Here is a 25,682-nt window from a genome sequence, read left to right on the forward strand (position 1 = left end):
GCGGCCGTGCCGCGAATGCCTCATTCGAGACCTCCCACGTCCCGAATGCGACTTTCGCGACCTCCAAGTCCTGGCTGCTGCCAGGGCTGAATCGCGCCGCTCAGGACCCGGCGGATATTTCGGCGGGCGCAGGTCGGTTGGCCCCAGCCCCCGCCGGACGGTTGTCCCCAGCACCCGCCGGTTGTGGACAACTCGGCCGCGGCCGGCCACTTCGTCGGTGGCCGTCGGTAGACTGGATCGGGGTCAGCCCCCAGGGAAGGGTGGGGTTTGCACACCCCGGGCCCGGCATCGAAAATCAGCCTTGCTTGCGCACCGACTGGGCCGCCTTCGCGTACCCGTCCGCCAGCCCGAACACCTTCTGCGCGTACTCCGTCGAGTTGTTGTACGACAGGATCCCCGCCCACCACCCGCTCGGGCTCGCCATGTCCCGGCCGCCCGCGCACAGGTACCGCGCCGCCGCCAGGGCCGCGTCGTCGATCTGCTGGGGGTCGCCGAGGCCGTCGCCGTTGCCGTCCGAGGCCCACTTGCGCCACGTGCCCGGGATGAACTGCATCGGGCCGACCGCGCGGTCGAGAGCCGGGTCGCCGTCGTAGCGGCCGCCGTCGGTGTCGCCGATCGCCTGGACGCCCGCCGAGCCGTCGAGCGGGACGCCGATGATCGGCTTGGACGGGCGGCCGTCGGCACCCAGGACCGCGCCCGCGTACTGGCCGTGGTTGGACTCGATGCGGCCGATGCCGGCCAGCGTCGCCCACGAGATCTTGCACTTCGGCTGGTCCGCGCGCATCGCCAGCTCCGCGTTGCCGTACGCCTGCAACGCCCGCGCCGGGACGCCGGACGCCGCCGCGACCTGGCTCGCCCATTGCGAGAGCGTCGCCGGGCCGGTGCTGCGCGCTTGCTGGGGTGACGTCTGCTGCTCGGCCCCGCCCGCGACCGCACCGCCGGCCGGCGCGACCGAACCCGGCCGGACGTCGGCCGCCTTGACCTGCAGGGCGGGGATTTCGGTGGTGAGCGGGCTCGCGTCCGGCGTCGCGGCGCGGGTCACGAGCCAGACCCCGCCGCCGGCCACGGCCAGCACGGCGAGGACCACGACCAGCCGGGTGAGCACGGCCGCTCCGGAAGAACGCGGCGCCGGTGTCGGTTCCGCGGGGGCGGCTTCCTCGACGCTCGCGTCGATCGGGTCGTCCTCGTTCTTACCGCTACTCGTGCGCACGAAACTCCGGTCCTCCAGCGTGGTGTCGACGAAGTGTCAACGAGCCCGCGCAGGTTAGCGTTACGCGGGCCGTCGCCATCGTCTCACCGCGCCGGTTCACCCGGCCGAGTGGAAAACGTCTCGTCAGGCGGACTTCTGCTGCCGCGCGAGCCGCGCGACGCACCAGGCCGGGGCACTGCCGCGGCGCAGGTGCTGCAGGACGGTCATCGGCCCGAGCCGGCGGCTCAGGTCGGACGGTGCCAGCCCGGCCGCCCGGTAGTCGAGGGCCCGCTGGTCGAGCGGGCTGATGCCGGCGTCCCACCACTCCTCGGCCTCGGCGACGCCGCCGACCATCTGCCACCAGCCCGCGGCGGCGGTGAGGAGCTCTTCGGGCACGTCCGGCAGCCTGCTGCGCATCGCGGCGAGGTAGCCGGGATCGGCCGACTCGACGGGGACGAACCGCGACTGCCCGGTCCGGGCTCGCTGGCCGGGGATACCCGGGGCCTGAGCCGGCGCGTCGGCCAGCCACGCGGACGCGATCCGGTCGACCTCCTGCTCTTCGGGGGTCTGCTCGCGCTCGGCTGCCCATTGCCGGATCAGCGCGTCCACTCCGGGATCTCCGGTCATCCCTGCCTCCTTGTAGGTCCCCGACGGACAGGCCCTGACGCCTGTCCCACGCGGTGGTGCCGCACGCACCAACCTGCACCTTGCTGAGTGGAAACTGCCTGCGTACCGGGGGTCTCCGGGGGGATGGCGAACCACCCGATCACGCAATGTGAGCACCGTAGGGCCGGGGTGGTCTCCTTCGCCAGACCCCGGCAGCGACGAATTCGCCGACCTGCGCGTTTTCGGCCGCAATCCACCCGGATGGTCGAGTGTTCGGTCCGAAATCCGAGATTCGTGACACACAGTGATTTACCGTCCGCTAACACACAGGGTGACGACCGGCGCCGCGGTTCGCGGGGCCGGTCAAGAGGGGTGCGCGGGTCAGGAGAAGAGCGACCGGAAGAACGTGACGATGGCTTCGGCGCCGTCCTTGAGCCAGCCGAGGACGCGGTGCACGAAGTCGGCGGACTGGTTGGGCTGGGTGATCAGGAAGAAGAGCACGAGCGCGACGACGCCCACGATGAGAACTTTCTTCATGCCGCTCGACATCGGCTTCCTCCCCGGCTCGCCGCGCCCGTCCTGGGAGTGGCCACGCCCATACTCTAGGCAAGGCGTGCCCGGAAGACACCCTGATCAACCCCCGAGGAGCGGCGATGGCGCCCAACGTCCTGGTCTCGCGAGACGGCGGGGTGACGACGATCACCATCGACCGCCCGGCCGCCCGCAACGCCGTCGACGGGCCGACCGCGGCCGAGCTGGCCGAGGCGTTCCGTTCGTTCGACGCGGACCCGGAAGCCGCGGTCGCGGTCCTCACCGGATCGGGTGGCGCGTTCTGCGCGGGCGCGGACCTCAAGGCGATCGGCACCGACCGGATGAACCGCACTCACCCGGACGGGGACGGCCCGATGGGCCCCACCCGCCTGCGGCTCGGCAAGCCGGTGATCGCGGCGGTGCACGGCCACGCGGTGGCGGGCGGGCTGGAGCTGGCGCTGTGGTGCGACCTGCGGGTCGCGGACGCGACGGCGGTGTTCGGGGTGTTCTGCCGCCGCTGGGGGGTGCCGCTGATCGACGGCGGGACGGTCCGGCTGCCGCGGCTGATCGGGCAGTCGCGGGCGATGGACCTGATCTTGACGGGCCGGGCGGTGGACGCGGAGGAGGCGTTCGCGATCGGATTGGCGAACCGGCTGGTGCCGGCGGGCGAGGCGGTCGCGGCGGCACAGGAGCTGGCGCGGCAGCTCGCGGCGTTCCCGCAGGCGTGCATGAGGGGCGACCGGATGTCGGCGCTGGAGCAGTGGGGGAAGTCCGAAGAGGACGCGGTGGCGGCGGAGTTCGGCGCGGCGATGGGCGCGGGAGTGCTGGCGACGGAAGCGGTCGACGGCGCGGCCCGCTTCGCGGGCGGCGCGGGCCGGCACGGCAGCTTCGGCTGACGCGGGCTGAAGGCGGCCTTCGCGAGCAGGACGGGGCGGCACGGCAGCTTCGGCTGATGCGGGGCGAAAGCTCGGCTTGCGGGCGGCGCGGGCCGGCACGGCAGCTTCGGCTGACGCGAGCTGAAGGGCACCTTCAGCGCATCTCGTGCAAGGAAGGTGCCCTTCAGCCCGCCTCATGCCATGAAGGTGCCCTTCAGCTCACCGTGTGCGACGGCGCGTCACCGGACCGGCTGGATCACCCGGCTCCTCGCAATTTCCGGTCAAGCGGCCGATAAGGTCGCCCGATGGACGACGACGTCGACAGAGTCGTGCTGCGGCCCGTGGCCGAAGGCGATCTCGACCTCCTGGAACGTCTGACCAACGATCCCGTCGGCGCCGGGGAGCACCAGTGGTTCGGCTGGCACGATCCCGGCTACCTGCGCCGCCGGTGGCTGGAGACCGGCATGCTCACCGCCGAGACCGGCATGCTCGTCCCGACGCTCGGCGGCCGCGTCCTCGGGCTCGTCTCCTGGCACCGCAGCCGGAGCGGGCCGGCGTCCTACTGCTGGAACGCCGGCCTCGTCCTGGCCCCCGAAGCGCGCGGCCACGGCTACGGCACCCAAGCCCAGCGCCTGCTCGTCGAGTACCTCTTCGCCCACACCCAGCTCAACCGGGTCGAAGCGACGACCGAGGTCGGCAACCGCGCCGAACAGCGCTCGCTCGAGAAAGCCGGCTTCACGCGCGAAGGAATCCTTCGCGGCTACGACTTCCGCGACGGCGAATGGCGCGACCACGTCATCTACTCGGTCGTGCGCTCCGACCTGGCGAAGAACTAAGCGAAGAGCTAAGCGATCGCCCCCGCCGAACGCAGCGCCGCCAGATCCGTGACGCCCAGTTCCGCGAGCACCTCTTCGGTGTCGGATCCCTTGGCACGCGGGGCTTCCGGCGTCGACGGCGGCGTGCGGTCGAAGCGCGGTGCCGGGGCCGGCTGGACCATCCCGCCGATCTCGACGAACGTCCCGCGCGCCGCGTTGTGCGGGTGCGACGCCGCTTCGCCCGGCGCCAGCACCGGCGTCAGGCACGCATCCGTCCCCTCGGCGCGCGCGACGAGGTCGTCCCGCGTGTACTTGCCGATCGCCCCCGCCAGGATTTCGCGCAGCCGCGGCCACTGCGTCTTGTCCACGTGCAGCGGCAACGACTCCGGGTCCAGTTCGAGGACCTTCACCAGGTCGCCCCAGAACCGCATCTCGATCGCGCCGACGGCGACGTACTTGCCGTCCGCGGTCTCGTACGTGTCGTAGAACGGGGCCCCGCCGTCGAGCATGTTGTCGCCGCGGGGGCCGCCCCACAGCCCGGCCGCGGCCATGCCGTGCAGGCTCGTGGTGAGCAACGCGGCGCCGTCGACCATCGACGCGTCGACGACCTGGCCGCGGCCGGACGCGTTCCGCTCGTACAGCGCGGCCAGGATGCCCATCGCCAGCAGCAGCCCGCCGCCGCCGAAGTCGCCGACGAGGTTGAGGGGCGGCACCGGCCGCTCGCCCGCGCGCCCGATCGGCTCGAGCGCACCGGAGATGCCGATGTAGTTGATGTCGTGCCCGGCCGCCTTCGCCAGCGGGCCGTCCTGGCCCCAGCCGGTCATCCGGCCGTAGACCAGCCGCGGGTTGCGGGCGTGCACGACGTCCGGGCCGAGGCCGATCCGTTCGGCGACGCCCGGCCGGAAGCCCTCGATGAGGACGTCGGCGGTGTCGCACAGCTTCAGCACCAGCTCGACGCCTTCGGGCGTCTTGGTGTTGATGCCGACCGACCGGCGGCCGCGGGCGAGCGGGTCGGTCTGGATGCCGAGCACGTCCTCCCCCGGCTGCGCGCGGTCGACGCGGACGACGTCGGCGCCGAGGTCGGAGAGGATCATCGTGGCGAACGGTCCCGGCGCGAGACCGGCGAGCTCCACCACCTTCAGGCCGCTGAGCGGACCTGCTTTCATGACCGGGGTCCTTTCAGAGCGAGCGGGAGATGATTTCCTTCATGATCTCGCTGGTGCCGCCGAAGATCCGGGAGATGCGGACGTCGGCCCAGGCACGCGCGATCGGGTACTCGGTCATGTAGCCGTAGCCGCCGAAGAGCTGCACGCAGTCGTCGATCACCTTGTTCACGCGCTCGGTCGTCCACAGCTTGGCCATCGCCGCGCCCTGGACGTCCAGCTCACCGCGCAGGTGGCGTTCGATGCACTGGTCGAGGAACGCGCGCGACACCGCGGCTTCGGTGGCCGCCTCGGCGAGGGTGAACTTGGTGTTCTGGAAGTTGAAGATCGGCCTGCCGAACGCCGTGCGCTCCTTGGTGTACTCGAGCGTGAGGTCGACCGCGGCCTCCAGCCCGGCCACCGCGGTGACGGCGATGATCAGCCGTTCCTGCGGCAGCTGCAGCATCAGCTGGAAGAAGCCCTGGCCCTCGGCGTCGCCGAGCAAGTTGGCGGCGGGCACGCGGACGTCGTCGAAGAACAGCTCGGCGGTGTCCTGGCCCTTGAGGCCGACCTTGTCGAGGACGCGGCCGCGGCGGAAGCCCGGCGTGTCCGTCTCGACCACGATCAGCGAGACGCCCTGCGCGCCCGCGTTCGGGTCGGTCTTCACCGCGACGACGACCAGGTCGGCGTGGAAACCGTTGGTGATGAACGTCTTCGCGCCGTTGATGACGTAGTGGTCGCCGTCGCGCACCGCGCGCGTCTTGATGCCCTGCAGGTCGGAGCCGGTGCCGGGTTCGGTCATCGCGATGGCGCCGACGAACTCGCCGGTGGCCATCTTGGGCAGCCACTCGCGCTTCTTCTCTTCGGAGGCGTACGCGCTGAGGTAGTGCGCGACGATTCCATTGTGGACGGTCACGCCCCACGCGCTGTCGCCGGCGCGGGCCTGCTCTTCGTAGAGCACGGTTTCGTGGGCGAACGTGCCGCCGCCCCCGCCGTACTCCTCGGGGACGGACAGGCAGAGCAGCCCGACCTCGCCGGCCTTGGTCCAGAACTCGCGGTCGACCTTCTTCTCGGCCGCCCAGCGTTCCTGGTGCGGCACGGCCTCCTTCTGCAGGAACGACCGCGACAGCTCGCGGAGGTCTTCGAGCTCGGTGGTCATCCAGGAGCTCTTCGGGAGTTGCAGCGGCACGGGACCCTCCTGCTGGAAAACATGACGATCAGCATGTAAGTTCTCTGCGGAATGTACATCCGTACCGGCCTGTAGGTAAAGCAGGGAGGCCGCGGTGACCGAGACGGCGCACCGGACCCAGGCGCAGCGGCGCGAACAGACCCGCACCGCGCTGCTCGACGCGACCATCGACTGCCTGGTCGACGTCGGCTACGCACGCACGTCGGTGCAGGAGATCTGCGCCAGGGCGGGCGTGTCGAAGGGTGCCGTGCAGCACCACTTCACCGCGAAGGCCGAGCTGATGGCGGCCGCCGTCGAGCACCTCACGACGAAGCTGCGGCGCCAGCTCGCCACGTCGCTGGACCAGCTGCCCAGCGGCGGCACCGGCGTCGCCGCGGCGATCGACCTGCTCTGGACCGGTTACTCGGGCACGCTCTCCACCGCCGTCACCGAGCTGTGGGTCGCCGCCCGCACCGACCCCGAGCTGCGCGCGGCCATCCGCCCGGTCGACCGCGCCCTCGGCCGCGCGACCCTCGAGCACGTCACCCAGGTCGCCGGCGAGCTGCCGCCCGAACGCGCGGAGATGCTGTTCTGGCTCACCGTGAACCTGACCCGCGGGCTGGCGCTGGACGCCGAGCTCGGCGGCGACCCGAACCGGCGCCGTCAGCTGCTCGAAGAGTGGAAGCGGATCGCCGTCCTGCTCTACCAGGACGCAGCCACTGCGCCAAGCTGACCAGCGGGGCACCGCAAGGGCGGGAATGCCCCTTATCCGCCCGGCGGATTCGTGGTCCAATCCCCCCGATAGAGGGGAGCTTCCATGACCGCCACGCCGTACCAGAACCCCTACGGCCCTCCCCAAGGCCGGCCACCGCAGCCGCCGCGGCCGCCCGCCGACCCCGGCGCGCGCCTGCGGCTCGTCGCCGCGATCGTCGGGGCCGTCGCCGCGGTGGTCGTGCTGGCCGGGTCCTTCCTGCCGCAGACCGAGTTCGAACAGGTCGTGAACGGCAAGACCGAAAGCAGCCAGACGATCAGCGCCTGGACGCGCTCGTTCGGCGTCGAACCCGGCGACGAGGCCAAGAAGTTCTACGAGAACACGCACGTCGCGCGCTACGGGATCCCGCTCTCGGCCGGCGCGCTGGTGCTGCTGGCCGGAGCCGGCCTCGCGTTCGCGGGCGCACGGCGCTCGGCGGGCAACGGGGTGCGCTCGGGCGCCCGGACGGCGCTGGTGGCCGGCGGCGCGGGCGTGGCCGCGGCGGTGTGGATGCTCGGCATGGACGTCTCGGCGACGTTGAGCTACGAGTCCGACGACGACACGCTCAGTTCGCTCTACTCGACCGGCATCGGCTTCTGGATCCTGCTCGGCGGCGGCGCGCTGGCCGCGGTGACGCTGGTGCTCGCGGCGCTGGCCGGGCGCCAGGCACCGGCGACCGCACCGGCCGGGCTGCCCGGGCCGTACGGCGGGCCGTACCAGCAGCAGTCGCGGCCGTACCCGGTGCCGCCGCAGCAGCAGTTCGCGCAGCAGCAGCCGTATCCCGGCGCGCAGTCCCCTTACCCGGCGCAGCAGCCCTACCCCGGCGCGCCGCAGTCCCAGCCGTTCCCGGCGCAGAGCGGTCCGCCGTCCCAGCCTTTCCCGGCGCAAAGCGGTCCGCCGTCACAGCCCTTCCCCGCGCAAAGCGGTCCGCCGTCCCAGCCCTTCCCCGCCCAGTCGGGAGAGCCGTCCTCCGCGCAGCCCGGCGGGCTGTCGGCGCGGCTCGAAGACCCCTACGGCGGCGCGACGCAGGCCCACCCGCCGCCCAAGCAGGACCCGACCGAGCCGAACTACCAGCTCCCGCCGCTCAACCCGCCCAATACGTGAAAGATATTCATATCAGGCTGGACATCTGACGTACCGACGGTATGGTGTACTCGTCGGTAACCCCTGCGCGGCGTCGCGCCCGGACCTCCGGACGCCGCGGAACGGAGACGTCATGACCAGCACGACCCCCGCGAACGCGCTCGAAGACACGACCTTGCCGCCGACCGTCGGCGGCGTCGCCGGGGCGCCCGGCTCGGCGCGGGCGGCCCAGCTCGTCGCCCGCGTGGCCGGGGGCGCCGACTCGGCGCCGATCCGCATGCACGCGCCCTTCACCGGGCAGCCGATCGCGACGCTGCCCCAGGCCACCGACGCCGACGTCCGCGCGGTCTTCGGCAGCGCCCGCACCGCCCAGCGGGCCTGGGCGGACCGCTCCCCCGCCGACCGCGCCCGCGTCCTCACCCGGCTGCACGACCTCGTGCTCGCCCGGCAGGACGAGGTGCTCGACCTGGTCCAGGTCGAGGCGGGCAAGGCGCGGCTCGACGCGTTCGACGAGGTCAGCGCGACGGCGCTGGTCGCGGCCTACTACGGCAAGCACGCGGCGAAGATCCTCGCCCCGCGCCGGGTCGCCGGTGTCATCCCCGGCCTGACCCGCGCCGGCGAGCTCCGGCACCCCAAGGGCGTCGTCGGCGTCATCTCGCCGTGGAACTACCCCCTGGCCCTGACCGCGATGGACGTCCTGCCGGCGCTGGCCGCGGGCAACGCCGTGATCCAGAAGCCGGACAACCAGACCGCGCTCTCGGCGCTGTGGCTGCACGAGCTGGCCGAGGAGGCCGGGCTGCCGGCCGGGACGTGGCAGATCGTGCTCGGCCGCGGCTCGAAGATCGGCACGGCGCTGGTCGAGGAGTCGGACTACCTGTGCTTCACCGGCTCCACGCCGACCGGCAAGGAGCTGGCCGGGCAGGTGGCGAAGCGGCTGACGTCGTACTCGCTGGAGCTCGGCGGCAAGAACCCGATGATCGTGCTGCCCGACGCCGACATCGCGAAGGCCGCGACGGGCGCGGTGACCGCGTGCTTCTCCTCGGCGGGCCAGCTGTGCGTGTCGGTCGAGCGGATCTACGTCCACGAGGACATCCGCGACGAGTTCACCCGCGCGTTCGTGGCGCGGACCGCGGCGCTCAAGCTGGGCGGCGCCTTGAACTACCACGCCCAGATGGGGTCGCTGACCTCGGAAGAGCAGCTGGCCGCGGTGTCGGCGCACGTCGAGGACGCCCGCGCGAAGGGCGCGTCCGTGCTCACCGGCGGCCGCCCCCGGCCCGACCTCGGGCCGCTGTTCTACGAACCGACCGTGCTGTCCGGCGTCACCCCGGACATGGCGCCGTTCGCGGACGAGACGTTCGGGCCGGTCGTGTCGATCTACGGCTACACCGACGTCACCGACGCCATCGACCGCGCCAACGACACGCCGTTCGGGCTCAACGCCAGCGTCTGGTCGCGCAACGGCCGCGCGGGCTGGGAGGTCGCGGCGCGCCTGAAGGCCGGGACGGTCAACGTGAACGAGGGCTACGCGGCGACGTTCGGCAGCGTCGGCGTCCCGATGGGCGGCATGAAGGACTCGGGCGTCGGCCGCCGCAACGGTGCCGAAGGCCTGCTGAAGTACACGGAGTCCCAGTCGATCGCGCTGCAGCGTGGCCTGGCGCTGCGGCCGCCGAAGCGGGTCCCGGGTTCGCTGTGGTCGCGCGGCATGACGTTCGGTCTCAAGGCCCTGCGCCGGCTCCCCCGCTGACGCTCACGCGTGTTCGGCCGTGGGCGCCGTGAGGAGCCCGCGGTCGTACGCGATCGCCACCGCCTCCGCGCGGCGGCTCGCGCCGAGCTTCGCCATCACGCGGGACAGGTGCACGCTGACCGTCTTTTCGCTGATGTACAGCTCTTCGCCGACCTGACGGTTCGTGCGGCCGAGCGCCACCCGCTCCAGCACGTCACGCTCGCGGTCGGTCAGCGGGTCCGCCACCGTCCTCGCCGGCGCCGCCGGTTCCACGCCGTCCAGCTCGACGCGGCCGCGGTGGGCGAGGTCCCGGATCGCGTCGCGCAGCGGGATCGCACCGAGGCGGACCGCCACCGCGTGGGCCGCTTCGAGCGCCGGGCCCGCGTCGCCGTCCGAGGCCAGCAGCGCTTCCGCCTCGTGCCAGCGGCAGACCGCCTGCTCGTAGACGGCGCCGTAGCCGAACGCCTCCGCCGCGGCCGACCACTTCTCCGCGTCACCCCGCCCGGTCAGGCAGGACGCCGCCGCCTCCAGCCGCGCCAGCCAGGCCCGGCCCTCCGGCCCGAGCTCCCCCGACCGCGGCTGCCCGACGACCGAGCACATCCGGCCGTGCGCGAGCAGCCGTTCGCCCGCCGCCACCGCGGCACCGGCCGCGGCCTGGTCGCCGCGCACCCGGGCGTCGGCGGCCAGCGCGGCCGCGGCGGACACGCCGAGCGCGGCGACCCGGATGCCGGCCAGCAGGCCGGGTTCGATCCGCTCCAGCCAGCCGACCAGGTCCTCGGCCCGGCGCAGCGCCTCGGCGTGGTCACCGCGCCACCGGGCCAGCTGGATGCCGGCGTCCCCGACCGACAGCGGGATCTGCATGTCCGCCGTCCAGTGCTGCCGCAGCCCGGCGACGAGCTTCGCGGCGTCGTCGAACCGGCCGCGCGCGACGACGAACAGCGACCAGATGGCCTGGATCCGCGCGGCGACCGCACTCGACACCCCGCGCCCGGCGCGGCCGGCGCTCTCGTCCGGCCAGTCGCCCATCAGGTACCGCAGCATCAGCTGCCGCGCCCGCAGCTCCAGCCCGTAGACGCTCCAGCTCAGCCCGGCCTCCTCGGCCCGGGCCACGCCCCGCGTGGCGTGCTCCAGCGCCCGCGCGAAGTCGGCCTGGTCGTCGTAGCTCAACGCGAGGAAGTAGATGGCGCGGTTCTCCGTGTTCCAGGCCTCGGCGTCCCGCGCCTTGCGTTCGGCCTGGCCCAGCCACTCCCGCGCCTCGGCGGCGTCGCCCCGCGAATCGGCCAGCGTGCCCAGGGTGACCAGCGCCGACGCCTCCGCGCCCACCGCGCCCACCGCCTGCGCGTCGGCGACCGCGGCGAGCGCGCTGTCCAGCGCCGCCTCCGGTTTGTCGAGGATCCGCAGGAACCCGGCCCGGCTGGCCAGCACCCAGGCGCGCGCCGAGCTCGGTTCGGTGTCCTTCACCAGGTCCCACGCCCGGTCGATGGCCGCGACGGCCTCGTCGAGGGTGCCTTCCAGCGCGAGCAGCGCGTCCGCCAGCCGCCGCCACACCTTCGCGGCCCGGTCGTTCGGGACGGCGGGCGACAACGCCTGCGTGGCCGAGCGGGCGAACGCGACGGCCCGCTCGGGCTCGCCGGACGTGCCCGCGAAGTAGGACGCTTCGTGCAGCAGCCGCAGCTCGTCGAAGCCTTCGGGCCGGTCGGCGGCCGGCACCGCGTCCCAGATGGACAGTGCCTGCTCGACGTGCTGCAGCGCCGACCCGGGCGCGCCGAGCTTCTCGGCCTCGTCCATCGCGCGCAGCAGCGCCGGCAGCGCGGTGACCAGATCGCTGCTCTGCATCGAGTGGTAGGCCAGCTTCGCGTCGTGGCCCCGGCCCTGCGGGCGCGCCACGATCCGGGCGGCGTACGCGGCGTGCGTGCGCGACCGCTCCCCCGGCAGCAGGTCGCCGTACACCGCTTCCTGCAGCAACGCGTGCCGGAACGTGTAGGAGCCGTCGGACAGCACCACGAGGACGTGGTGCTGGACGGCTTCGCGCAGGGCCTCGTCGAGCTCCAGCTCCCCCAGCCCGGAGACCTCGGCGAGTGCCGCGTGCATCACCGGCTCGTTGGCCACCGAGATCACCCGGACGACCCGCCGGGTGTCCGGCGAGAGCCGCTCGAGCCGGGACAGGAGCACTTCGGCGAGCCCGGCGGGCAGGTCGTTGCACTCGGTCTGGGTGGCGAGCAGCTCCTCGGCGAAGAACGGGTTGCCCTCCGAGCGGGCGACGATGTCGGCCACGACGTCGGCCGGCAGGGGCTCGTCGGCCAGCGCCTCGACGAACTTGCGGGCGTCGGCGGCCCCGAACGGGTGCAGGTCGACGCGCTCGACGGTGGCGAGCCGGACCAGCTCCGACAGCAGGCCGCGCAGCGGGTGGCGCCGGTGCACGTCCTCCTCGCGGTAGCTGCCGACGACCAGCAGCCGCTGCGCCCGCAGCCGGCTGAGCAGGAAGGACAGCAGGTTGCGGGTCGAGGCGTCGGCCCAGTGGAGATCCTCCAGCAGGATCACCACCGGGCGCGCCTCCGCGATCTCGGTCAGCACCCCCAGTACCGCGTCGAACAACTGCAGCTGACCGAGATCCTGCTCGGGCCGGGGACGCACCATCGTCTCCCGGTCGTTCGAGGTCATCGGCGGGTGTTCGGCCGTACGGGGCTCCTCGACGCCCTGGCCCTGCGGCAGCAGCCGCCCGAGCGCGGGCCGGAGCCGCACCGCTGCGGCCACCGCCGGGTCCGCCGCGCTGCCCAGCGGGGCGAGCGCTTCGGCGAACGGAAGATAAGGAAGGCCACCCTCGCGGACGTCGATGCAGCGGCCGGTGAGCACCAGCCCACCGCACGCCGCGACGTGCTCGGCGAGCGCGGTCAGCAGCCGGGTCTTGCCGACCCCGGCGTCCCCCGAGAGCAGCACCGCGCCGGCTTCGCCGCGTTCTGCACGGGCGAAGGCGGCGCGGAGCCGCCGCATCTCGTGGGTACGGGCGACGAGCGGGATTCCGGAGCCGAGTCGGGGCACGAGGAGCATTGTTGCTCACCCCACCGACGGTTTCCGACCGCTTATCGCCTTCGACACCATTACCCCGCCCTCACCGGGCGGTCTTGCCGACGCCCGCGGTCTCCCGCGCGGCCTCGCGGCGCTCCTGCGCCGGTACGGTGACGTCGGTGCGCGTGGCCCGCAGGTGGCGGACGGCGCGGCGCGCGCGGCCGGCCCAGGCGCTGCGCCCGGCCTTCCGCAGTTCTTCGGCCCGGTAAGCCGCTTCGGCTCGGACCGCGTCGAGCAGCAGATCGCTGTGCATCGTGTTCCCCTGTTCCCGAGTTCTCCGGTTTGGTAGCACTCAGGTTCGTCCTGAGGGGGCACCTCAGGCATCGGGTGATCACGCAGCCCTGCCCGGCAAAAGACCCCTTACTCCCGGCCGAGCCCAGCTCGGCGGGGGTAAGGGGTCTTCGCAAACGACTCAGTCGTGCGCCGGGCCGCCGGTCCGCACCGCGGCCAGCAGCCCCCGCCAGCCCGACGCGGGCAGGCGGAAAGCACCACCTTCGGGGTCCTTCGAGTCCCGCAGCGCGGCCCCGCCGCCGACGAACGCGACCTCGACGCAGTCGTTCCCGCCGCCGCTGTGGCTGCTCTTGCGCCACCGCGCCCCGGAGAATCCGTCTTCCATCGTCCCCACTCCTTACTGTGTCCTCGGTTCCAGTTGGTGCACCGGAACCGGTACGGCCGCCTGTTCGGCGAACCGTCCGGCGGCCTCGGCGATCAGGTTCACCGAGTCGTCCGGCTTCAGTGCGGCCGCGCGCAGATGGTCGAACATCAGCCCGTAGCGCCGGACGTCTGTGGGTTCCTCCAGGTAGAGGCCGCTGGACGTGCTGTCGTCGACGTAGACGACGTCCGGGTCGGCCTGCTCCGGGAACCCCATGATCAGGAAGGGGCCCTCCATGCCCGGGTGCGCGCCGGCCCCGAACGGCACGACCTGGATGGTCACGTTCGGCTTCTCGGCGACCGCGACCATCCGGTAGAGCTGCTCGGCCATCACCTCGGGGCCGTCGACGACCCGGCGCAGCACGGCCTCGTCCATCACCGCCCAGTACTCCGGCGGCGGGGTGTCGGACAGCAGCTCCTGGCGGGCCATCCGGGCGGCGACGCGGCGGCGGATCTCGGCGTCCTCGGCGTCCGGCCGCAGCGCCCGGATCACCGCGCGGGCGTAGCGCTCGGTCTGCAGCAGCCCGGGCACCAGCAGCGCCTGGAACGCGCGCAGCGAGCTGGCGTCGGCCTCGAGCCCGACGAACGTCCCGGTGAAGACCTCGTTGTAGGCGTGCCACCAGCCGCGCTTGCGCGCCTCCCTGGCCAGCTGGACGAGCGCCTCCTGCTCGTCGCCGGTGATCCCGTAGAGGGCCAGCATGTCGCGGGCGTCGCGCGGGGTGACCCCGACGTGGCCGGTCTCGATCCGGCTGATCTTCGACGCCGAGCACTCGAGCTTTTCGCCCACTTCGTCGATCGTCAGGTCCGCGGCTTCGCGCAGCCGGCGCAGCTCCCCCGCGAGCCTCCGGCGGCGAACCGTGGGGCTCTGTCCCCTTGCCATGGCGCACCTCCGGGTGTCGACGGCGTCGTAGCCGAACGCTCGCTGCCAGTATCCAACATGAACGGTCGAGTAATCGCACGGCACCGATTACCCGATCCGGTCCCGCGTCGTATCTGCAATTTGCAAAATGCTTCTGTATGCTCGCACCCTGCGCGACGACAGGACGCGATCAGGGCGCGGCGGGCTTCTGCCCCAGCCCCTCGCCGAGCCTGTGATCAGCGTAGACGAAGATCGTGCGGTGCGCCGCGCGATCTTCGGCGGAAGAGGCCCGGGGCCGTCCCCCGATCGGCCCCGGACCTCTTCCCGGTCTCGACGCCCTATTGGCAGAATGATTATTCCGCCCATTTGTCGCCCGTAAGGGTGATTTCCCGACCGGCGTCAGAGGACGCGCAGGAGTCCTTCTTGGACGACCGTCGCGATGAGCGTGCCGTCCTCGGCGAAGAACCGGCCCGTGGCCAGGCCCCGCGCGCCGGACGCCGTCGGCGAGACGCTGTCGTAGAGGAACCACTCGTCGGCGCGGAAGGGCCGGTGGAACCAGAGCGCGTGGTCGAGGCTCGCGCCGAGCACCTTGTCGGTGTCCCAGTAGACGCCGTGGCGCGCGAGCACCGAGTCCAGCAGCGTCATGTCCGAGGCGTAGGTCAGCACGCAGACGTGCAGCAGCTGCTGGTCGGGCAGCTTCCCGTCGGCGCGCATCCACACCTGGTTGCGCGCGGGCCGCTCGCCGGTCTCGCGGGTGATCCACGGCGGCTCGTTGACGTACCGGACGTCGATCGGCCGCGGCCGGCTGTGCGCGCCGATCGCGTAGCCCTCGGCGCGTTCCATCAGCGTCGGCAGCGTCTCGGGCGCCGGGACGCCCGCGGGCATCTCTTCGGCGTGCTCGATGCCCGGTTCGTCCTTCTGGAACGACGCCGAGAGCGAGAAGATCGCCTTGCCGTGCTGGATCGCGATCACGCGGCGGGTGGTGAACGACCGGCCGTCCCGGATGCGGTCGACCTCGTAGATGATCGGGACGCTGGGGTCGCCGCCGCGGATGAAGTACGCGTGCAGCGAGTGGACCCGGCGTTCCTCGGGGACCGTCCGCCCGGCCGCGACCAGCGCCTGGCCGGCGACCTGCCCGCCGAACACCCGCACCGGCGAGTGGGCTGGCGAGACGCCGCGGAAGATGTTCTCCTCGATCTTTTCCAGGTCGAGCAGCGCGATCAGGCGGTCCAGCACCGGCTGGCCGCCACCCGGGATCTCCAGTTCGGTGGCGGCCGTCCTGGCCATTTCAGTCATGGCCAGACCCTATGTGCTGCGGGGGCGGGACGTCCCTTATGCGTGGTCGTCTTCACCGAGGCGGTGCACGTGGATGAGGTTGGTCGAGCCCACGGTGCCCGGGGGCGAACCGGCCACGATGACGACCAGGTCGCCCTTCTGGTACTTGCCCATCTCGAGCATCGCGTGGTCGACCTGCTGGATCATCTGGTCGGTCGAGTCCACCCGCGGCACGATGTGGGTGTTGGTGCCCCACGTCATCGACAGCTGGCTGCGGACGCAGTCCTCCGGCGTGAACGCCAGCAGCGGCAGCCGCGTGTGCAGCCGGGCCAGGCGGCGCACGGTGTCGCCGGACTGCGTGAAGGCGACCAGCGCCTTCGCGTTGAGCCGCTCGCCGATGTCGCGGGCGGCGTAGGAGATCACGCCGCGCTTGGTGCGCGGGACGTGCGTCAGCGGCGGCACGATCGGCGAATCGGTCTCGACCGCCTCGACGATCCGGGCCATGGTCTGCACGGTCTCGATCGGGTACCGGCCGACGCTGGTCTCGCCGGACAGCATCACCGCGTCGGTGCCGTCGAGCACCGCGTTCGCGACGTCGGAGGCCTCGGCGCGGGTCGGCCGGGAGTTGTTGATCATCGACTCGAGCATCTGCGTCGCGACGATGACCGGCTTCGCGTTCTCGCGGCAGATCTGGATGGCGCGCTTCTGCACCAGCGGGACCTGCTCCAGCGGCAGCTCGACGCCGAGGTCGCCGCGGGCGACCATCACCGCGTCGAAGGCCAGCACGATGGCTTCGAGGTTGTAGACGGCCTCGGGCTTCTCGATCTTGGCGACGACCGGCAGGCGCCCCTTGCCGACGCGGTCCATCACCTGGTGGACGAGGTCGATGTCGGCGGGCGAGCGGACGAACGAGAGGGCGACGAAGTCCACGCCCAGCTCGAGCGCGAACTCGAGGTCCTCGATGTCCTTCTCGGACAGCGCCGGCACGGAGACGTCCATGCCGGGCAGCGAGACGCCCTTGTTGTTGCTGACGGGACCGCCCTCGGTCACCTCGCAGACCACGTCCGGGCCCTCGACGCCCTTGACCACCAGGCCGACCTTGCCGTCGTCGACGAGCAGGCGGTCACCGGGCTTGGCGTCCTTCGCCAGGCCCTTGTAGGTGGTCGAGACGCGGTCGTGGGTGCCGGCGACGTCCTCGACGGTGATCCGGACGACGTCGCCGTTGTGCCACTCGACCGGCCCGCCCGCGAACGTGCCGAGCCGGATCTTCGGCCCCTGCAGGTCGGCGAGGATGCCGACCGCCCGGCCGCTCTCGGTGGCGGCGGTCCGGATGAGGTCGTAGACCTCCTTGTGGTCGCCGTGGCTGCCGTGGCTGAAGTTCATCCTGGCCACGTCCATGCCAGCGTCGACGAGGGCCCGCATCTTCTCCGGCGTTGCGGTGGCGGGGCCCATGGTACAAACGATCTTCGCGCGTCGGCTCACGTTCGCACAGCGTAGTCCCTCGGCGGGCGTTCGTCTGTACCGATCCCGAAAAGTTCAGAAAAACTGTTCAGAAACCGGGGCCGACCAGGGGTCGTCTCGTGGGTTGCCCCGGCGGGGGTTGACGCGGCGAGGGCTGTCTTGAATGAGTCGTTCAGGACGTCCGGCGACCTGAACGACTCATTCAGGACATTTGGCCACGGCTGGACGGTGAGGCTGGGGCCGAGTGGAGCGGGTCGGCTGGGGCCGGTGAGGCCCGGCCGGCTTGAGCGGCGGTGGCCGGGGCGGGTCGGCCGGGCAGGCGCAGCTGCGCGGGCCGACGCCTGGCGGTGCCGGGTCGGCCGAGGCGATGGGACCGGGCCAGGCCGGCACCGTTGGGCCGGCGCCGGCCCGTTGGGTCCGGGCCGGCCGATGCGGCCGGGCGAGTCCGCGCAGCCGGGAGGGCCGGCAACCGGCGGCCTGGGTCGACCAGCGAGACCGGCGAGACCGGCGCGGCCGGCGAGGTGGCCGCCCGACCGCAGCCCATCGCGGACCTAGCGTCGGGGCAGTTCGCTCGGCCCGACCCGGTCCCGGGCCCACTCGTTGAACTCCCGCACCTGCCGCCAAGCCTTCTTCACCCGCTCGAGCGCGCCCCGCTCGTGCAGGACGTCGTCCGGCTCCCAGGCGCGGACCGCGTACACCGAGCGGTACCGCAGCAGCTCCAGACGCGGGTGGCCGGCGTCGAACCCGCGCGGCTTCGACTTCAACCGGTCCCCGCGGACCTCCCAGCCGGCCCGCCGGAGCTTCGCGAGGATCTTCTCGAGCGCTTCGCCGTGCAACTCCGTGTCGACGGCCTTCCGGAACCGCGCGATCTGGTCGGCCGCCAGGTGGAAGCAGCCACCGCCGACGCGCAGCCCCTCCGGGCCGACCTCGACGTAGTACGCGCCGCCGCCGCGGCCCTGCTCGATCACCGCGCCGCAGTGGGTCTTGTACGGCGTCTTGTCCTTGGCGAACCGGACGTCCCGGTACGGGCGGAACACCTTGGGCTCGCCGAAACCGTCGGAGAACTCCGGGGCGAGCTCGGCCAGCAGCGCCTCCATCGGGGCGCGGACGTCGGACTTGTAGGTCTCGACGTGGTCGTCCCAGTAGGGCTTCGAGTTGTCCTCCACGAGGCCGTCGTAGAAGTCGACGGCGTACTCGCCGAATCCGCTGAACTTCACGGGGACGACCCTAATCGCGCGCACCGACGGAAATCGTCGGTCCCCCGGCGTAGCGTCCCGGGGCATGACGCACGAGGAGTACTTCGCCGCCCTCGCCGAGCCGCGGCGAAGCGAACTGCGCGCGCTGCACGAGCTGATCCGCGAGTGCGCACCGGACCTGGCGCCGACGATGGAGTTCGGCATGCCCGGACCACTACCGGTACGCCTCGGGCCGCGAGGGCGACGCGGCGACCGTGTCGCTGGCCGCCCGCAAGAACCACGTCTCGCTGTACGTCTCGTGCGTCGTCGGCGACCGGTACCTGCCGGAGGCGTTCGCCGAGCGGCTGCCCGGGGCGTCGGTCGGCAAGAGCTGCGTCCGGTTCAAGCGGCTGTCCGACGTGGACACCGAAGTGCTGAAAGAACTCCTGCGCGCCGCGGCGGTGACGCCGCCCGCCGGCGCGGTGTGAATCCCGGTGCGGCCGGCGTTCCGCGCACGGCCGGCCGCACCGGGGAGCACTACTTCGCGACCGCCGTGATCAGCTCGCCGTTCGTGGTGTCGCCGGACAGCTCCCAGAACATCGCGCCGCCGAGGCCCTGCGTCTTCGCGTAGGAGACCTTGCCCGCGATCGTCGACGGGGTGTCGTAGCTCCACCAGTTGCTGCCGCACTTGGCGTACGCGGTGCCGGCGACCGTGCCGGTCGACGGGCAGGACGTCTTGAGCACCTTGTAGTCCTCGATGCCCTGCTCGTACTTGCCCGGCGCCGGGCCGGTCGCCGTGCCGCCCGGGGCGCTCTGCGTGACGCCGGTCCAGCCGCGGCCGTAGAACCCGATGCCCAGCAACAGCTTGTTCGACGGGACGCCCTTGCTCTTCAGCTTCTGGATCGCCGCGTCGGAGTAGAACCCGGCGGTGGGGATCCCGGAGTACGACGTCAGCGGCGAGTGCGGAGCCGTCGGGCCCTGCGCGGCCCAGGCGCCGAAGTAGTCGTAGGTCATCACGTTGTACCAGTCGACGTACTGCGCCGCGCCGCCGTAGTCGGCCGCGTCGATCTTGCCGCCGCTGGTGCCGTCGGCGGTGATCGCCGAGGTGACGAGCTTCGACCCGAACTTGGCGCGCAGGGCGGCCATCAGGTTCTTGTAGGCCGCGGCACCGCTGGTGTCGCAGGAGAGGCCGCAGGAGTTGGGGTACTCCCAGTCGATGTCGATGCCGTCGAAGACGCCGGCCCAGCGCGGGTCGTTGACGAGGTTGTAGCAGGAGTTCGCGAACGCCGCCGGGTTCTGCGCGGCCTGCCCGAAGCCGCCGGACCAGGTCCAGCCGCCGAACGACCACAGCACCTTCAGCCCGGGATGCTTGGCCTTGAGCTTCTTCAGCTGGTTGAAGCTGCCGGCGAGGGGCTGGTCCCAGGTGTCGGCGACGCCGTCGACGCTGCCCGCGGCGTCGTAGGTCTTCTGGTAGTCGGCGTAGGCGTCGCCGATCGCGCAGCCGCCGTTCGTCACGTTGCCGAAGGCGTAGTTGATGTGGGTCAGCTTGCTCGCCGAGCCCGACGTCTCGATGTTCTTGACGTGGTAGTTGCGGTCGTAGACACCCCACTCGGTGAAGTAGCCGACCACCTTGCCGACGGAGGCCTGCGCGGTCTCGGTGGCGGCGGTGGCCACCGGGGCGGTCGCGGCGCCCGCGACGAGGCCCGCGGCGGCCGCCACGGTCAGCAGCGCCGAGAAGCTCTTCCTGCGGAATCGGGACATGTGTTCTCCCTCCGGAGAATTACTCACGGCGACGGTGCCGGAGTGGTGGGGACCACACCACCGTAAGTGGACTAGACCACTAGGTCAATGGTTCAGACCAAGCAGCCCGCTGGTCGGTCCGTGCATTCCTTGACAGGAATATGCCCGGCGGAGCACATTTCGGGGGTGATGCAGACGTTCGAGGTGCTGGCCGAGCCCCGCCGCCGCACGATCCTGGACCTGCTGCGCGACGGCGAGCGGTCGGTCGGCGAGCTGGTCGACGAGCTGTCCCTCAGCCAGCCCGCGGTGTCCAAGCACCTGCGGGTTCTGCGCGAGGCCGGGCTCGTGACGGTGCGCGTGGCGGCCCAGCGAAGGTGCTACGCGCTGCGGCCGGAGCCCCTCGCCGAGGTCGACGCGTGGCTGGCGCCCTACCGCGCCTTCTGGTCGGACCGGCTCGACGCGCTGGAGCGCCGGCTGGACGAAACCGATCCCCGCTGAGCGGGACGCCTAGTCCGGCGGTGCCGCCGCGAAGGCGATCCCGCGGTCCGCGGCCCGGCGCTCGCCCCATTCGTACAGCGCCTGCAGCGCCGGGCGCAGCTCCTCCCCCACCTCCGTCAGGTGGTACTCGACGTGCGGGACCCGGCCGTCGAACTCGACCCGGCGCACGATGCCGTCCGCCACCAGCTCGCGCAGCTGTTGGGTCAGCATCTTCTCGCTCACCTCCGGCATGCGCCGCCGCAGCTCGCCGTACCGGTGCGCGCCCTCCTTGAGATGCGCCAGGATCACCGGCTTCCACTTGCCGCCGATCAGGTCGACCGCCAGCTCCACCGCGCAGTGGTACCGCTTCATCTCGCTCCTACGCACCGGAAAGTACGTGGTTGCCCCATCGGGCCGCCGCTGGTTGCCTGACCGGGTGATCGTGCCAGAAACCCCCACCCTCCACGACTGGGCCGGCGGCCACGAAGCCCTCGTGAAGCTGCTGACGATCTTCTACGGCCACGTCCTGGAAGACCCGCTGCTCGAACCCGTCTTCCGCGGCATGGACCCGGAGCACCCGAAGCACGTCGCCGTGTGGCTCGGCGAGGTCTTCGGCGGACCGGCCGAGTACTCCGCGAGCCACGGCGGCCACGCCCACATGGTCGGGCGCCACCTCGGGCGCGGCATCACCGAAGAGCAGCGCCGCCGGTGGGTGACCCTGCTGCTCGACGCCGCCGACGAGGCCGGCCTGCCCGCCGACCCCGAGTTCCGCGCCGCCTTCGCCGGCTACCTCGAGTGGGGCAGCCGCCTGGCCGTGATCTTCTCCGCGCCCGGCGCCGAACCCGACCCGCACGAACCCGTGCCGCACTGGGACTGGCCGAGACCGCCCTGGCAGCCACCCGCGTCCTAGCCGCATAGTGAGGAGCAGCTGGAAAGGAGGCTGCCCTTGATCCGGGTGGACGGCCGGACCCTCCGGTGCGCCGACGTCGTAACCGCGGCGCGCACCGACGGGCCGCTGGGTATCGACGTCTCGATCGCCGCGCTGCGCGCCGCCGAGCACGCGTGGAAGCTCGCCGAGGACCTGAGCACGCGACGGGTGGTCTACGGGCGCACGACCGGCGTCGGCGCGAACAAGGACGACACCGTCGAGAGCTCGCGCGAACACGGCCTGCGCCTGCTGCGCAGCCACGCGGGCGGCAGCGGCGAACAGATGCCGCCCGGCCAGGTGCGGGCGATGATGCTGATCCGCCTCAACCAGCTCCTCACCGGGCGTTCGGGCATCAGCCCCGAGCTGATCGGCGCGCTGGCCGAAGCCGTCCGCACCGGCGCGCTGCCGCTGGTGCACCGGCTCGGCGCGATCGGCACCGGCGACCTCGCGCCACTGGCCGAGACGGCGCTGGCGCTCACCGGGGAACGCGGCTGGGTCGGCGGGTACGTCCCGCCGGTGCCGGTGCACGCGGGCGACGCGCTGGCGTTCATGAGCAGCAACGCCGCGACGCTCGCCGAAGCGACGCTGGCGGCGATGCGGCTGGACACGCTGACGCGCGCGAGCCACGCCGTCGCGGCGCTGACGTACGTCGCGCTCGACGGCAACCCCGAGGCGTACGCGACGCCGGTGCACGAAGCGCGTCCCCACGCCGGGCAGGTCGCGTGCGCCGCGGAAATGCGGCGGCTGCTGGGCATGCACCAGACGCCGAAACCGGGCCGCCGGATCCAGGACCCGTTCGGGCTGCGGGCGTTCCCGCAGGTCCAGGGCCCCGCGCTGGACGCGATCCACTACCTGCGGGACGTCCTCGCGGTGGAGATCAACGCCAGCACCGAGAACCCGATGATCTCGACGGTCCACGGCGACGCCTACCACCACGCGCACTTCCACACGGCGTACGTGTCGACGGCGCTGGACCAGGCGCGCGCGACCGTGCACCAGGTGGCGGAGCTGTCGGTGGCCCGGCTCGGCGACCTCGTCGAGCCGGAGTTCACCGGGCTGCGGCCGTTCCTCGCGGCGGGCCCGGCGGGCAGCTCGGGCGTGATGATCCTGGAGTACGTGGCGCACGACGCGCTGACGGAGCTGCGGCAGGCGGCGCTCCCGGCCACGCTCGGCACGGCGGTCGTGTCGCGCGGGATCGAGGACCACGCGAGCTTCTCGACGCAGGCGGCACGCGCGGCGACGGCGGCCTGCGGGGCCTACCAGCAGGTGCTGGCGTGCGAGCTGGTCGCGGCGGTCCGCGCGCTGCGGATGCGCGAGGCGGACCTGGTGGACCTGCCGGTGCGCGACGCGTTCGAAGCGGCGTCTTCGGTGCTGGACGAGAGCGTCGACGACCGGCCGCTGACCGACGACATCGCCGCCGCGGTCGGGGTCCTGGAGCGGCTCGCCCGCATCTAGCGTGAACTCGAACCGCCCGAACCGCCAACAACGGGGCAGCAGGCTTCCCCACAGACAGGCGATTCATGAGTTCACCCGGTGAAGCCGGGGCCGACGCGGAGATCATCGCCGCGTCGCTCCGGCACCCCGAACGGTTCGCGGCGCTCTTCGACCGCCACGCCGCGCACATCCACCGTTACCTCGCCCGGCGGCTCGGCGGTCAGGTCGCCGACGACCTGACCGGCGAAACCTTCCTGATCGCGTTCCGCGGGCGCGAACGCTACGACCCGGCGTTCCCCAGCGCGCGCCCGTGGCTCTACGGCATCGCCACCAACCTCGTCGGCCAGCGCCGGCGGGCGGAAGGGCGTGAGTACCGGCTGCGGGCCGCCCTCGGGCCGCCCGCCGACCAGGACTCCCACGCGGAGAGGGTCGCCGAGCGGGTGAGCGCCCAGGCGCTGACCGGACGGCTCGCCGCCGCGCTGGCCGGGCTCGGCCAGGGTGATCGCGACGTCCTCCTGCTGATCGCGTGGGAAGGCCTCGCCTACGACGAGGTGGCCGCGGCGCTGGGCATCCCCGTCGGCACCGTCCGCTCGCGGCTGAACCGCGCCCGCAAGAAGGTCCGCGCGGAACTCGCGCCCGCCGAGGAGGTCTCGAACCATGGATGAGATGCAGCTGCTGCGTGACTTCGCCGGCCCGGCGAGGTTGCCCGCGCACGACGAGCTGGCCGGGACGCGCGCGGACTTCGTCGCCGGGACCACGACCCGGCCCCGGCGGCACCGGCGCGCGCTCCGGGGTGGGATCACCGCGGCCGGGCTGGCCGCGGCGGCAGCCGCCGTCGTGGTGCTCACGCCGGCCGCCCCGCCGGCGCCCCCGGCGGAGACGGACCCGGTGCGGATCCTGTACCGAGCCGCCGCGGCGGCGCGTGCCCTGCCGGACGTCGAGCCGCGGCCGGACCAGTTCGTCTACACCCGGACGCTTCTCGCGGACGGCCGGGAAAACGAGTTCTGGGTGTCGGCGGACGGAACCCACGACGGGCTCCAGGTCCTCTTCGGACACGAAACCGAAGTCGCGGGCTGCCGCGACGGGAAGCGCGTGCAGAAGGAAAGCCGCGGGCGCACGGCGACCAGCCGGTGCGAGCCGCGTCCGGCCGCCCACCCGGACCTGCCGACGGACGCCGACGCCATGCTCGCCTACCTGCACCGGAGCACCTACGGCGAAGGCGACACGCTGCAGGACCTCGGCAACGAGGTCGTCGACCTGGCCGGCGGCTACCTGCGGCCGGCGGCACGGGCCGCGCTCTACGAGGCCGTGGCGAAGGTGCCCGGACTGGTCGTCCGCGCCGACGCGAAGGACGCCACGGGCCGGCCGGTCCTCGGGATCACCTGGAACGGCACGACCGAGCACGGGATCGGCAACCAGGACGAGTTCCTGTTCGACCCGGTCACTTTCGTCTATCGCGGCTCCGGCACGACCGGGGCGGTGCTGGGCCACGGGATCGTCGACGCGGTGCGGCAGCGGCCGTGAACGCGCGAAGGGCCGCCCCGGTCGTCCGGGACGGCCCTTCGCGGGAGGCTCAGCCGAAGAAGACTTCGGCTTCCTGGTAGCGCTCGGCCGGGACCGTCTTCAGCTCCGCCGTCGCCTCGGACAGCTTCACGCGGACGATGTCCGTGCCCTTCAGGGCCACCATCACGCCGAAGTCGCCGTCGGCCACCGCGTCGACCGCGTGCAGGCCGAAGCGGGTCGCCAGGACGCGGTCGTACGCCGTCGGGGTGCCGCCGCGCTGGACGTGGCCCAGGACCACCGCGCGGGACTCCTTGCCGGTGCGGTGGGCGATCTCGTCGGCCAGCCAGGTGCCGATGCCGCCGAGGCGGACGTGCCCGAAGGCGTCCTTCTCGCCGGTGAGCAGCCGCTCCTCGCCGCCCTCGGGCAGCGCGCCCTCGGCGACGACGATGATCGGCGCGAACTCCTTCTCGAACCGGCTCTCGACGTACGAGACGACCTGGTCGACGTTGAAGTGCCGCTCCGGCACCAGGATCACGCTCGCGCCGCCGGCGAGGCCGGAGTGCAGCGCGATCCAGCCGGCGTGCCGGCCCATGACCTCGACGACCAGCGCGCGGTGGTGCGACTCGGCGGTGGTGTGCAGCCGGTCGATCGCTTCGGTCGCGATGGAGACCGCGGTGTCGAAGCCGAAGGTGTAGTCGGTGGCGCCCAGGTCGTTGTCGATCGTCTTGGGCACGCCCACGACGCCGACGCCGTCGTCGGTGAGGCGCTTCGCGACACCGAGGGTGTCCTCGCCGCCGATCGCGATCAGCGCGTCGACACCCTGGTCGGCCAGGACCTGCTTGATCTTGTCGACACCGCCGTCGACCTTGTACGGGTTGGTGCGCGACGACCGCAGGATCGTGCCGCCGCGGGTCAGGATGTCCTCGACGTCGTTGAGGCCGAGCGGGCGGCTGTCCCCGGTCAGCGGGCCGTTCCAGCCGTTGCGGAAGCCCACCAAGTCCCAGCCGTGCACCTCGATGCCCTTACGCACCACGCCGCGGATCACCGCGTTGAGCCCCGGGCAGTCGCCGCCGCCGGTCAGCACACCGACACGCATGAGAAGCCTCCGTCTGTTCTCTGGAGATGGCAGTCACATTTCGTCGAGAGCCAGCGTAGCGGCAAACGTCTTGATCGGTGCAGCCCGGACCACCTGCCGGATCGGTCCGGCTCCGGCGTGTGCTACCTTGGCGC

General features: G+C 72.4%; 26 protein-coding genes. 11 read left to right on the top strand and 15 right to left on the bottom strand.

Translation table 11 applies throughout. From position 1 onward, the window contains the following. Positions 1-295: 295 nt before the first annotated feature. From ACIQWX_RS35590 to ACIQWX_RS35600, 3 genes are all read right to left on the bottom strand, one after another. Positions 296-1,210, bottom strand: coding sequence for a lytic transglycosylase domain-containing protein (locus ACIQWX_RS35590; protein WP_400880819.1), 915 nt, complete (start codon positions 1,208-1,210; stop codon positions 296-298). Between the two features lie 123 nt (positions 1,211-1,333). Further along, on the bottom strand, positions 1,334-1,816 hold the full coding sequence (locus ACIQWX_RS35595) for a helix-turn-helix transcriptional regulator (RefSeq protein ID WP_364445927.1): 483 nt from the start codon (positions 1,814-1,816) through the stop codon (positions 1,334-1,336). 360 nt (positions 1,817-2,176) lie between these two features. Further along, positions 2,177-2,332 (bottom strand): hypothetical protein, encoded by a 156-nt coding sequence (locus ACIQWX_RS35600; RefSeq protein ID WP_167379779.1) that lies wholly within the window; start codon positions 2,330-2,332, stop codon positions 2,177-2,179. Between the two features lie 116 nt (positions 2,333-2,448). On the opposite strand from ACIQWX_RS35600, the gene ACIQWX_RS35605 reads away from it, so the two are divergent. Together ACIQWX_RS35605 and ACIQWX_RS35610 are read left to right on the top strand one after the other, a co-directional pair. Next, the gene (locus tag ACIQWX_RS35605; RefSeq protein ID WP_400880822.1) at positions 2,449-3,222 is read left to right on the top strand and encodes a crotonase/enoyl-CoA hydratase family protein; all 774 of its coding nucleotides are present in this window, start codon (positions 2,449-2,451) and stop codon (positions 3,220-3,222) included. 284 nt (positions 3,223-3,506) lie between these two features. Next, positions 3,507-4,037, top strand: coding sequence for a GNAT family N-acetyltransferase (locus tag ACIQWX_RS35610; RefSeq protein ID WP_400880823.1), 531 nt, complete (start codon positions 3,507-3,509; stop codon positions 4,035-4,037). A gap of 8 nt (positions 4,038-4,045) precedes the next feature. On the opposite strand, the gene ACIQWX_RS35615 is transcribed toward ACIQWX_RS35610, so the two are convergent. Next, positions 4,046-5,182 (bottom strand): CaiB/BaiF CoA transferase family protein, encoded by a 1,137-nt coding sequence (locus ACIQWX_RS35615; protein WP_400880825.1) that lies wholly within the window; start codon positions 5,180-5,182, stop codon positions 4,046-4,048. Positions 5,183-5,195: 13 nt separating this feature from the next. Then, the gene (locus ACIQWX_RS35620; protein WP_400880827.1) at positions 5,196-6,347 is read right to left on the bottom strand and encodes an acyl-CoA dehydrogenase family protein; all 1,152 of its coding nucleotides are present in this window, start codon (positions 6,345-6,347) and stop codon (positions 5,196-5,198) included. A 94-nt stretch (positions 6,348-6,441) separates the two neighbouring features. Here ACIQWX_RS35620 and ACIQWX_RS35625 point away from each other — a divergent pair, with 94 nt between their 5' ends. From ACIQWX_RS35625 to ACIQWX_RS35635, 3 genes are all read left to right on the top strand, one after another. Beyond that, a complete protein-coding gene (locus ACIQWX_RS35625) occupies positions 6,442-7,059 on the top strand; it encodes a TetR/AcrR family transcriptional regulator (RefSeq protein ID WP_400880829.1) in 618 nt (205 codons plus the stop codon). Between the two features lie 84 nt (positions 7,060-7,143). Then, positions 7,144-8,181 (top strand): hypothetical protein, encoded by a 1,038-nt coding sequence (locus ACIQWX_RS35630; protein WP_400880831.1) that lies wholly within the window; start codon positions 7,144-7,146, stop codon positions 8,179-8,181. Between the two features lie 112 nt (positions 8,182-8,293). Beyond that, the gene (locus ACIQWX_RS35635) at positions 8,294-9,904 is read left to right on the top strand and encodes a succinic semialdehyde dehydrogenase (protein WP_400880833.1); all 1,611 of its coding nucleotides are present in this window, start codon (positions 8,294-8,296) and stop codon (positions 9,902-9,904) included. Between the two features lie 3 nt (positions 9,905-9,907). On the opposite strand, the gene ACIQWX_RS35640 is transcribed toward ACIQWX_RS35635, so the two are convergent. The 7 genes from ACIQWX_RS35640 to ACIQWX_RS35670 form a co-directional block, all read right to left on the bottom strand. Continuing rightward, on the bottom strand, positions 9,908-12,931 hold the full coding sequence (locus ACIQWX_RS35640) for a helix-turn-helix transcriptional regulator (RefSeq protein WP_400880835.1): 3,024 nt from the start codon (positions 12,929-12,931) through the stop codon (positions 9,908-9,910). A 61-nt stretch (positions 12,932-12,992) separates the two neighbouring features. Continuing rightward, positions 12,993-13,202: a hypothetical protein gene (locus tag ACIQWX_RS35645; RefSeq protein ID WP_400880837.1), complete on the bottom strand. Its 210-nt coding sequence runs from the start codon at positions 13,200-13,202 to the stop codon at positions 12,993-12,995. Positions 13,203-13,361: 159 nt separating this feature from the next. Further along, the gene (locus ACIQWX_RS35650; RefSeq protein WP_400880839.1) at positions 13,362-13,565 is read right to left on the bottom strand and encodes a DUF397 domain-containing protein; all 204 of its coding nucleotides are present in this window, start codon (positions 13,563-13,565) and stop codon (positions 13,362-13,364) included. A 12-nt stretch (positions 13,566-13,577) separates the two neighbouring features. Next, the gene (locus ACIQWX_RS35655; RefSeq protein WP_400880841.1) at positions 13,578-14,480 is read right to left on the bottom strand and encodes a helix-turn-helix domain-containing protein; all 903 of its coding nucleotides are present in this window, start codon (positions 14,478-14,480) and stop codon (positions 13,578-13,580) included. Positions 14,481-14,858: 378 nt separating this feature from the next. After that, positions 14,859-15,755 carry an acyl-CoA thioesterase II gene (tesB, locus tag ACIQWX_RS35660; protein ID WP_400880843.1) on the bottom strand — a complete coding sequence of 299 codons (897 nt, stop codon included), beginning with the start codon at positions 15,753-15,755 and terminating at the stop codon, positions 14,859-14,861. A 36-nt stretch (positions 15,756-15,791) separates the two neighbouring features. Continuing rightward, complete coding sequence (gene pyk, locus ACIQWX_RS35665) at positions 15,792-17,216, bottom strand: pyruvate kinase (RefSeq protein WP_400880845.1); 1,425 nt, start codon at positions 17,214-17,216, stop codon at positions 15,792-15,794. Positions 17,217-17,746: 530 nt separating this feature from the next. Then, a complete protein-coding gene (locus tag ACIQWX_RS35670; RefSeq protein WP_400880847.1) occupies positions 17,747-18,412 on the bottom strand; it encodes a DUF2461 domain-containing protein in 666 nt (221 codons plus the stop codon). Between the two features lie 233 nt (positions 18,413-18,645). Between ACIQWX_RS35670 and ACIQWX_RS35675 the strand changes: the two genes are divergently transcribed. Further along, positions 18,646-18,858 carry a DUF1801 domain-containing protein gene (locus tag ACIQWX_RS35675; RefSeq protein WP_400880849.1) on the top strand — a complete coding sequence of 71 codons (213 nt, stop codon included), beginning with the start codon at positions 18,646-18,648 and terminating at the stop codon, positions 18,856-18,858. Positions 18,859-18,907: 49 nt separating this feature from the next. Here the strand turns inward: ACIQWX_RS35675 and ACIQWX_RS35680 are convergent, their stop codons facing one another. Next, entirely contained in the window at positions 18,908-20,131 is a 1,224-nt protein-coding gene (locus ACIQWX_RS35680; RefSeq protein WP_400880851.1) for a glycoside hydrolase family 18 protein, read from the bottom strand. Positions 20,132-20,299: 168 nt separating this feature from the next. Here ACIQWX_RS35680 and ACIQWX_RS35685 point away from each other — a divergent pair, with 168 nt between their 5' ends. Further along, positions 20,300-20,608 (top strand): metalloregulator ArsR/SmtB family transcription factor, encoded by a 309-nt coding sequence (locus tag ACIQWX_RS35685; protein ID WP_364385916.1) that lies wholly within the window; start codon positions 20,300-20,302, stop codon positions 20,606-20,608. Between the two features lie 9 nt (positions 20,609-20,617). Here the strand turns inward: ACIQWX_RS35685 and ACIQWX_RS35690 are convergent, their stop codons facing one another. Beyond that, complete coding sequence (locus ACIQWX_RS35690; RefSeq protein ID WP_400880852.1) at positions 20,618-20,959, bottom strand: winged helix-turn-helix transcriptional regulator; 342 nt, start codon at positions 20,957-20,959, stop codon at positions 20,618-20,620. A gap of 64 nt (positions 20,960-21,023) precedes the next feature. On the opposite strand from ACIQWX_RS35690, the gene ACIQWX_RS35695 reads away from it, so the two are divergent. The 4 genes from ACIQWX_RS35695 (at position 21,024) to ACIQWX_RS35710 (ending at position 24,473) form a co-directional block, all read left to right on the top strand. After that, positions 21,024-21,497, top strand: a complete 474-nt coding sequence (locus tag ACIQWX_RS35695) for a group II truncated hemoglobin (protein WP_400880854.1) — start codon at positions 21,024-21,026, stop codon at positions 21,495-21,497. 36 nt (positions 21,498-21,533) lie between these two features. Next, positions 21,534-22,970 carry an aromatic amino acid ammonia-lyase gene (locus ACIQWX_RS35700; RefSeq protein ID WP_400880856.1) on the top strand — a complete coding sequence of 479 codons (1,437 nt, stop codon included), beginning with the start codon at positions 21,534-21,536 and terminating at the stop codon, positions 22,968-22,970. 65 nt (positions 22,971-23,035) lie between these two features. Further along, entirely contained in the window at positions 23,036-23,614 is a 579-nt protein-coding gene (locus tag ACIQWX_RS35705; protein ID WP_400880858.1) for an RNA polymerase sigma factor, read from the top strand. Continuing rightward, positions 23,607-24,473, top strand: coding sequence for a CU044_5270 family protein (locus ACIQWX_RS35710; RefSeq protein ID WP_400880860.1), 867 nt, complete (start codon positions 23,607-23,609; stop codon positions 24,471-24,473). Before ACIQWX_RS35705 ends, ACIQWX_RS35710 begins: the two co-directional genes overlap by 8 nt. Positions 24,474-24,522: 49 nt before the next feature. Here ACIQWX_RS35710 and ACIQWX_RS35715 read toward each other — a convergent pair whose 3' ends face one another. Then, a complete protein-coding gene (locus ACIQWX_RS35715; RefSeq protein WP_400880862.1) occupies positions 24,523-25,548 on the bottom strand; it encodes a 6-phosphofructokinase in 1,026 nt (341 codons plus the stop codon). Positions 25,549-25,682 lie beyond the last annotated feature (134 nt).

This window comes from Amycolatopsis sp. NPDC098790 (assembly GCF_044759945.1).
GTDB lineage: Bacteria > Actinomycetota > Actinomycetes > Mycobacteriales > Pseudonocardiaceae > Amycolatopsis.

What these genes read in the sequence shown, in the direction of transcription:
- ACIQWX_RS35635 (WP_400880833.1), top strand. Translation starts at nt 8,294, where the DNA reads ATGACCAGCACGACCCCCGCGAACGCGCTCGAAGACACGACCTTGCCG.
- ACIQWX_RS35650 (WP_400880839.1), bottom strand. Translation starts at nt 13,565, where the DNA reads ATGGAAGACGGATTCTCCGGGGCGCGGTGGCGCAAGAGCAGCCACAGC.
- ACIQWX_RS35715 (WP_400880862.1), bottom strand. Translation starts at nt 25,548, where the DNA reads ATGCGTGTCGGTGTGCTGACCGGCGGCGGCGACTGCCCGGGGCTCAAC.
- ACIQWX_RS35610 (WP_400880823.1), top strand. Translation starts at nt 3,507, where the DNA reads ATGGACGACGACGTCGACAGAGTCGTGCTGCGGCCCGTGGCCGAAGGC.
- ACIQWX_RS35600 (WP_167379779.1), bottom strand. Translation starts at nt 2,332, where the DNA reads ATGAAGAAAGTTCTCATCGTGGGCGTCGTCGCGCTCGTGCTCTTCTTC.
- ACIQWX_RS35630 (WP_400880831.1), top strand. Translation starts at nt 7,144, where the DNA reads ATGACCGCCACGCCGTACCAGAACCCCTACGGCCCTCCCCAAGGCCGG.
- ACIQWX_RS35685 (WP_364385916.1), top strand. Translation starts at nt 20,300, where the DNA reads ATGCAGACGTTCGAGGTGCTGGCCGAGCCCCGCCGCCGCACGATCCTG.
- ACIQWX_RS35690 (WP_400880852.1), bottom strand. Translation starts at nt 20,959, where the DNA reads ATGAAGCGGTACCACTGCGCGGTGGAGCTGGCGGTCGACCTGATCGGC.
- ACIQWX_RS35645 (WP_400880837.1), bottom strand. Translation starts at nt 13,202, where the DNA reads ATGCACAGCGATCTGCTGCTCGACGCGGTCCGAGCCGAAGCGGCTTAC.
- ACIQWX_RS35640 (WP_400880835.1), bottom strand. Translation starts at nt 12,931, where the DNA reads ATGCTCCTCGTGCCCCGACTCGGCTCCGGAATCCCGCTCGTCGCCCGT.
- ACIQWX_RS35605 (WP_400880822.1), top strand. Translation starts at nt 2,449, where the DNA reads ATGGCGCCCAACGTCCTGGTCTCGCGAGACGGCGGGGTGACGACGATC.
- ACIQWX_RS35615 (WP_400880825.1), bottom strand. Translation starts at nt 5,182, where the DNA reads ATGAAAGCAGGTCCGCTCAGCGGCCTGAAGGTGGTGGAGCTCGCCGGT.
- ACIQWX_RS35680 (WP_400880851.1), bottom strand. Translation starts at nt 20,131, where the DNA reads ATGTCCCGATTCCGCAGGAAGAGCTTCTCGGCGCTGCTGACCGTGGCG.
- ACIQWX_RS35705 (WP_400880858.1), top strand. Translation starts at nt 23,036, where the DNA reads ATGAGTTCACCCGGTGAAGCCGGGGCCGACGCGGAGATCATCGCCGCG.
- ACIQWX_RS35710 (WP_400880860.1), top strand. Translation starts at nt 23,607, where the DNA reads ATGGATGAGATGCAGCTGCTGCGTGACTTCGCCGGCCCGGCGAGGTTG.
- tesB (WP_400880843.1), bottom strand. Translation starts at nt 15,755, where the DNA reads ATGACTGAAATGGCCAGGACGGCCGCCACCGAACTGGAGATCCCGGGT.
- ACIQWX_RS35655 (WP_400880841.1), bottom strand. Translation starts at nt 14,480, where the DNA reads ATGGCAAGGGGACAGAGCCCCACGGTTCGCCGCCGGAGGCTCGCGGGG.
- ACIQWX_RS35595 (WP_364445927.1), bottom strand. Translation starts at nt 1,816, where the DNA reads ATGACCGGAGATCCCGGAGTGGACGCGCTGATCCGGCAATGGGCAGCC.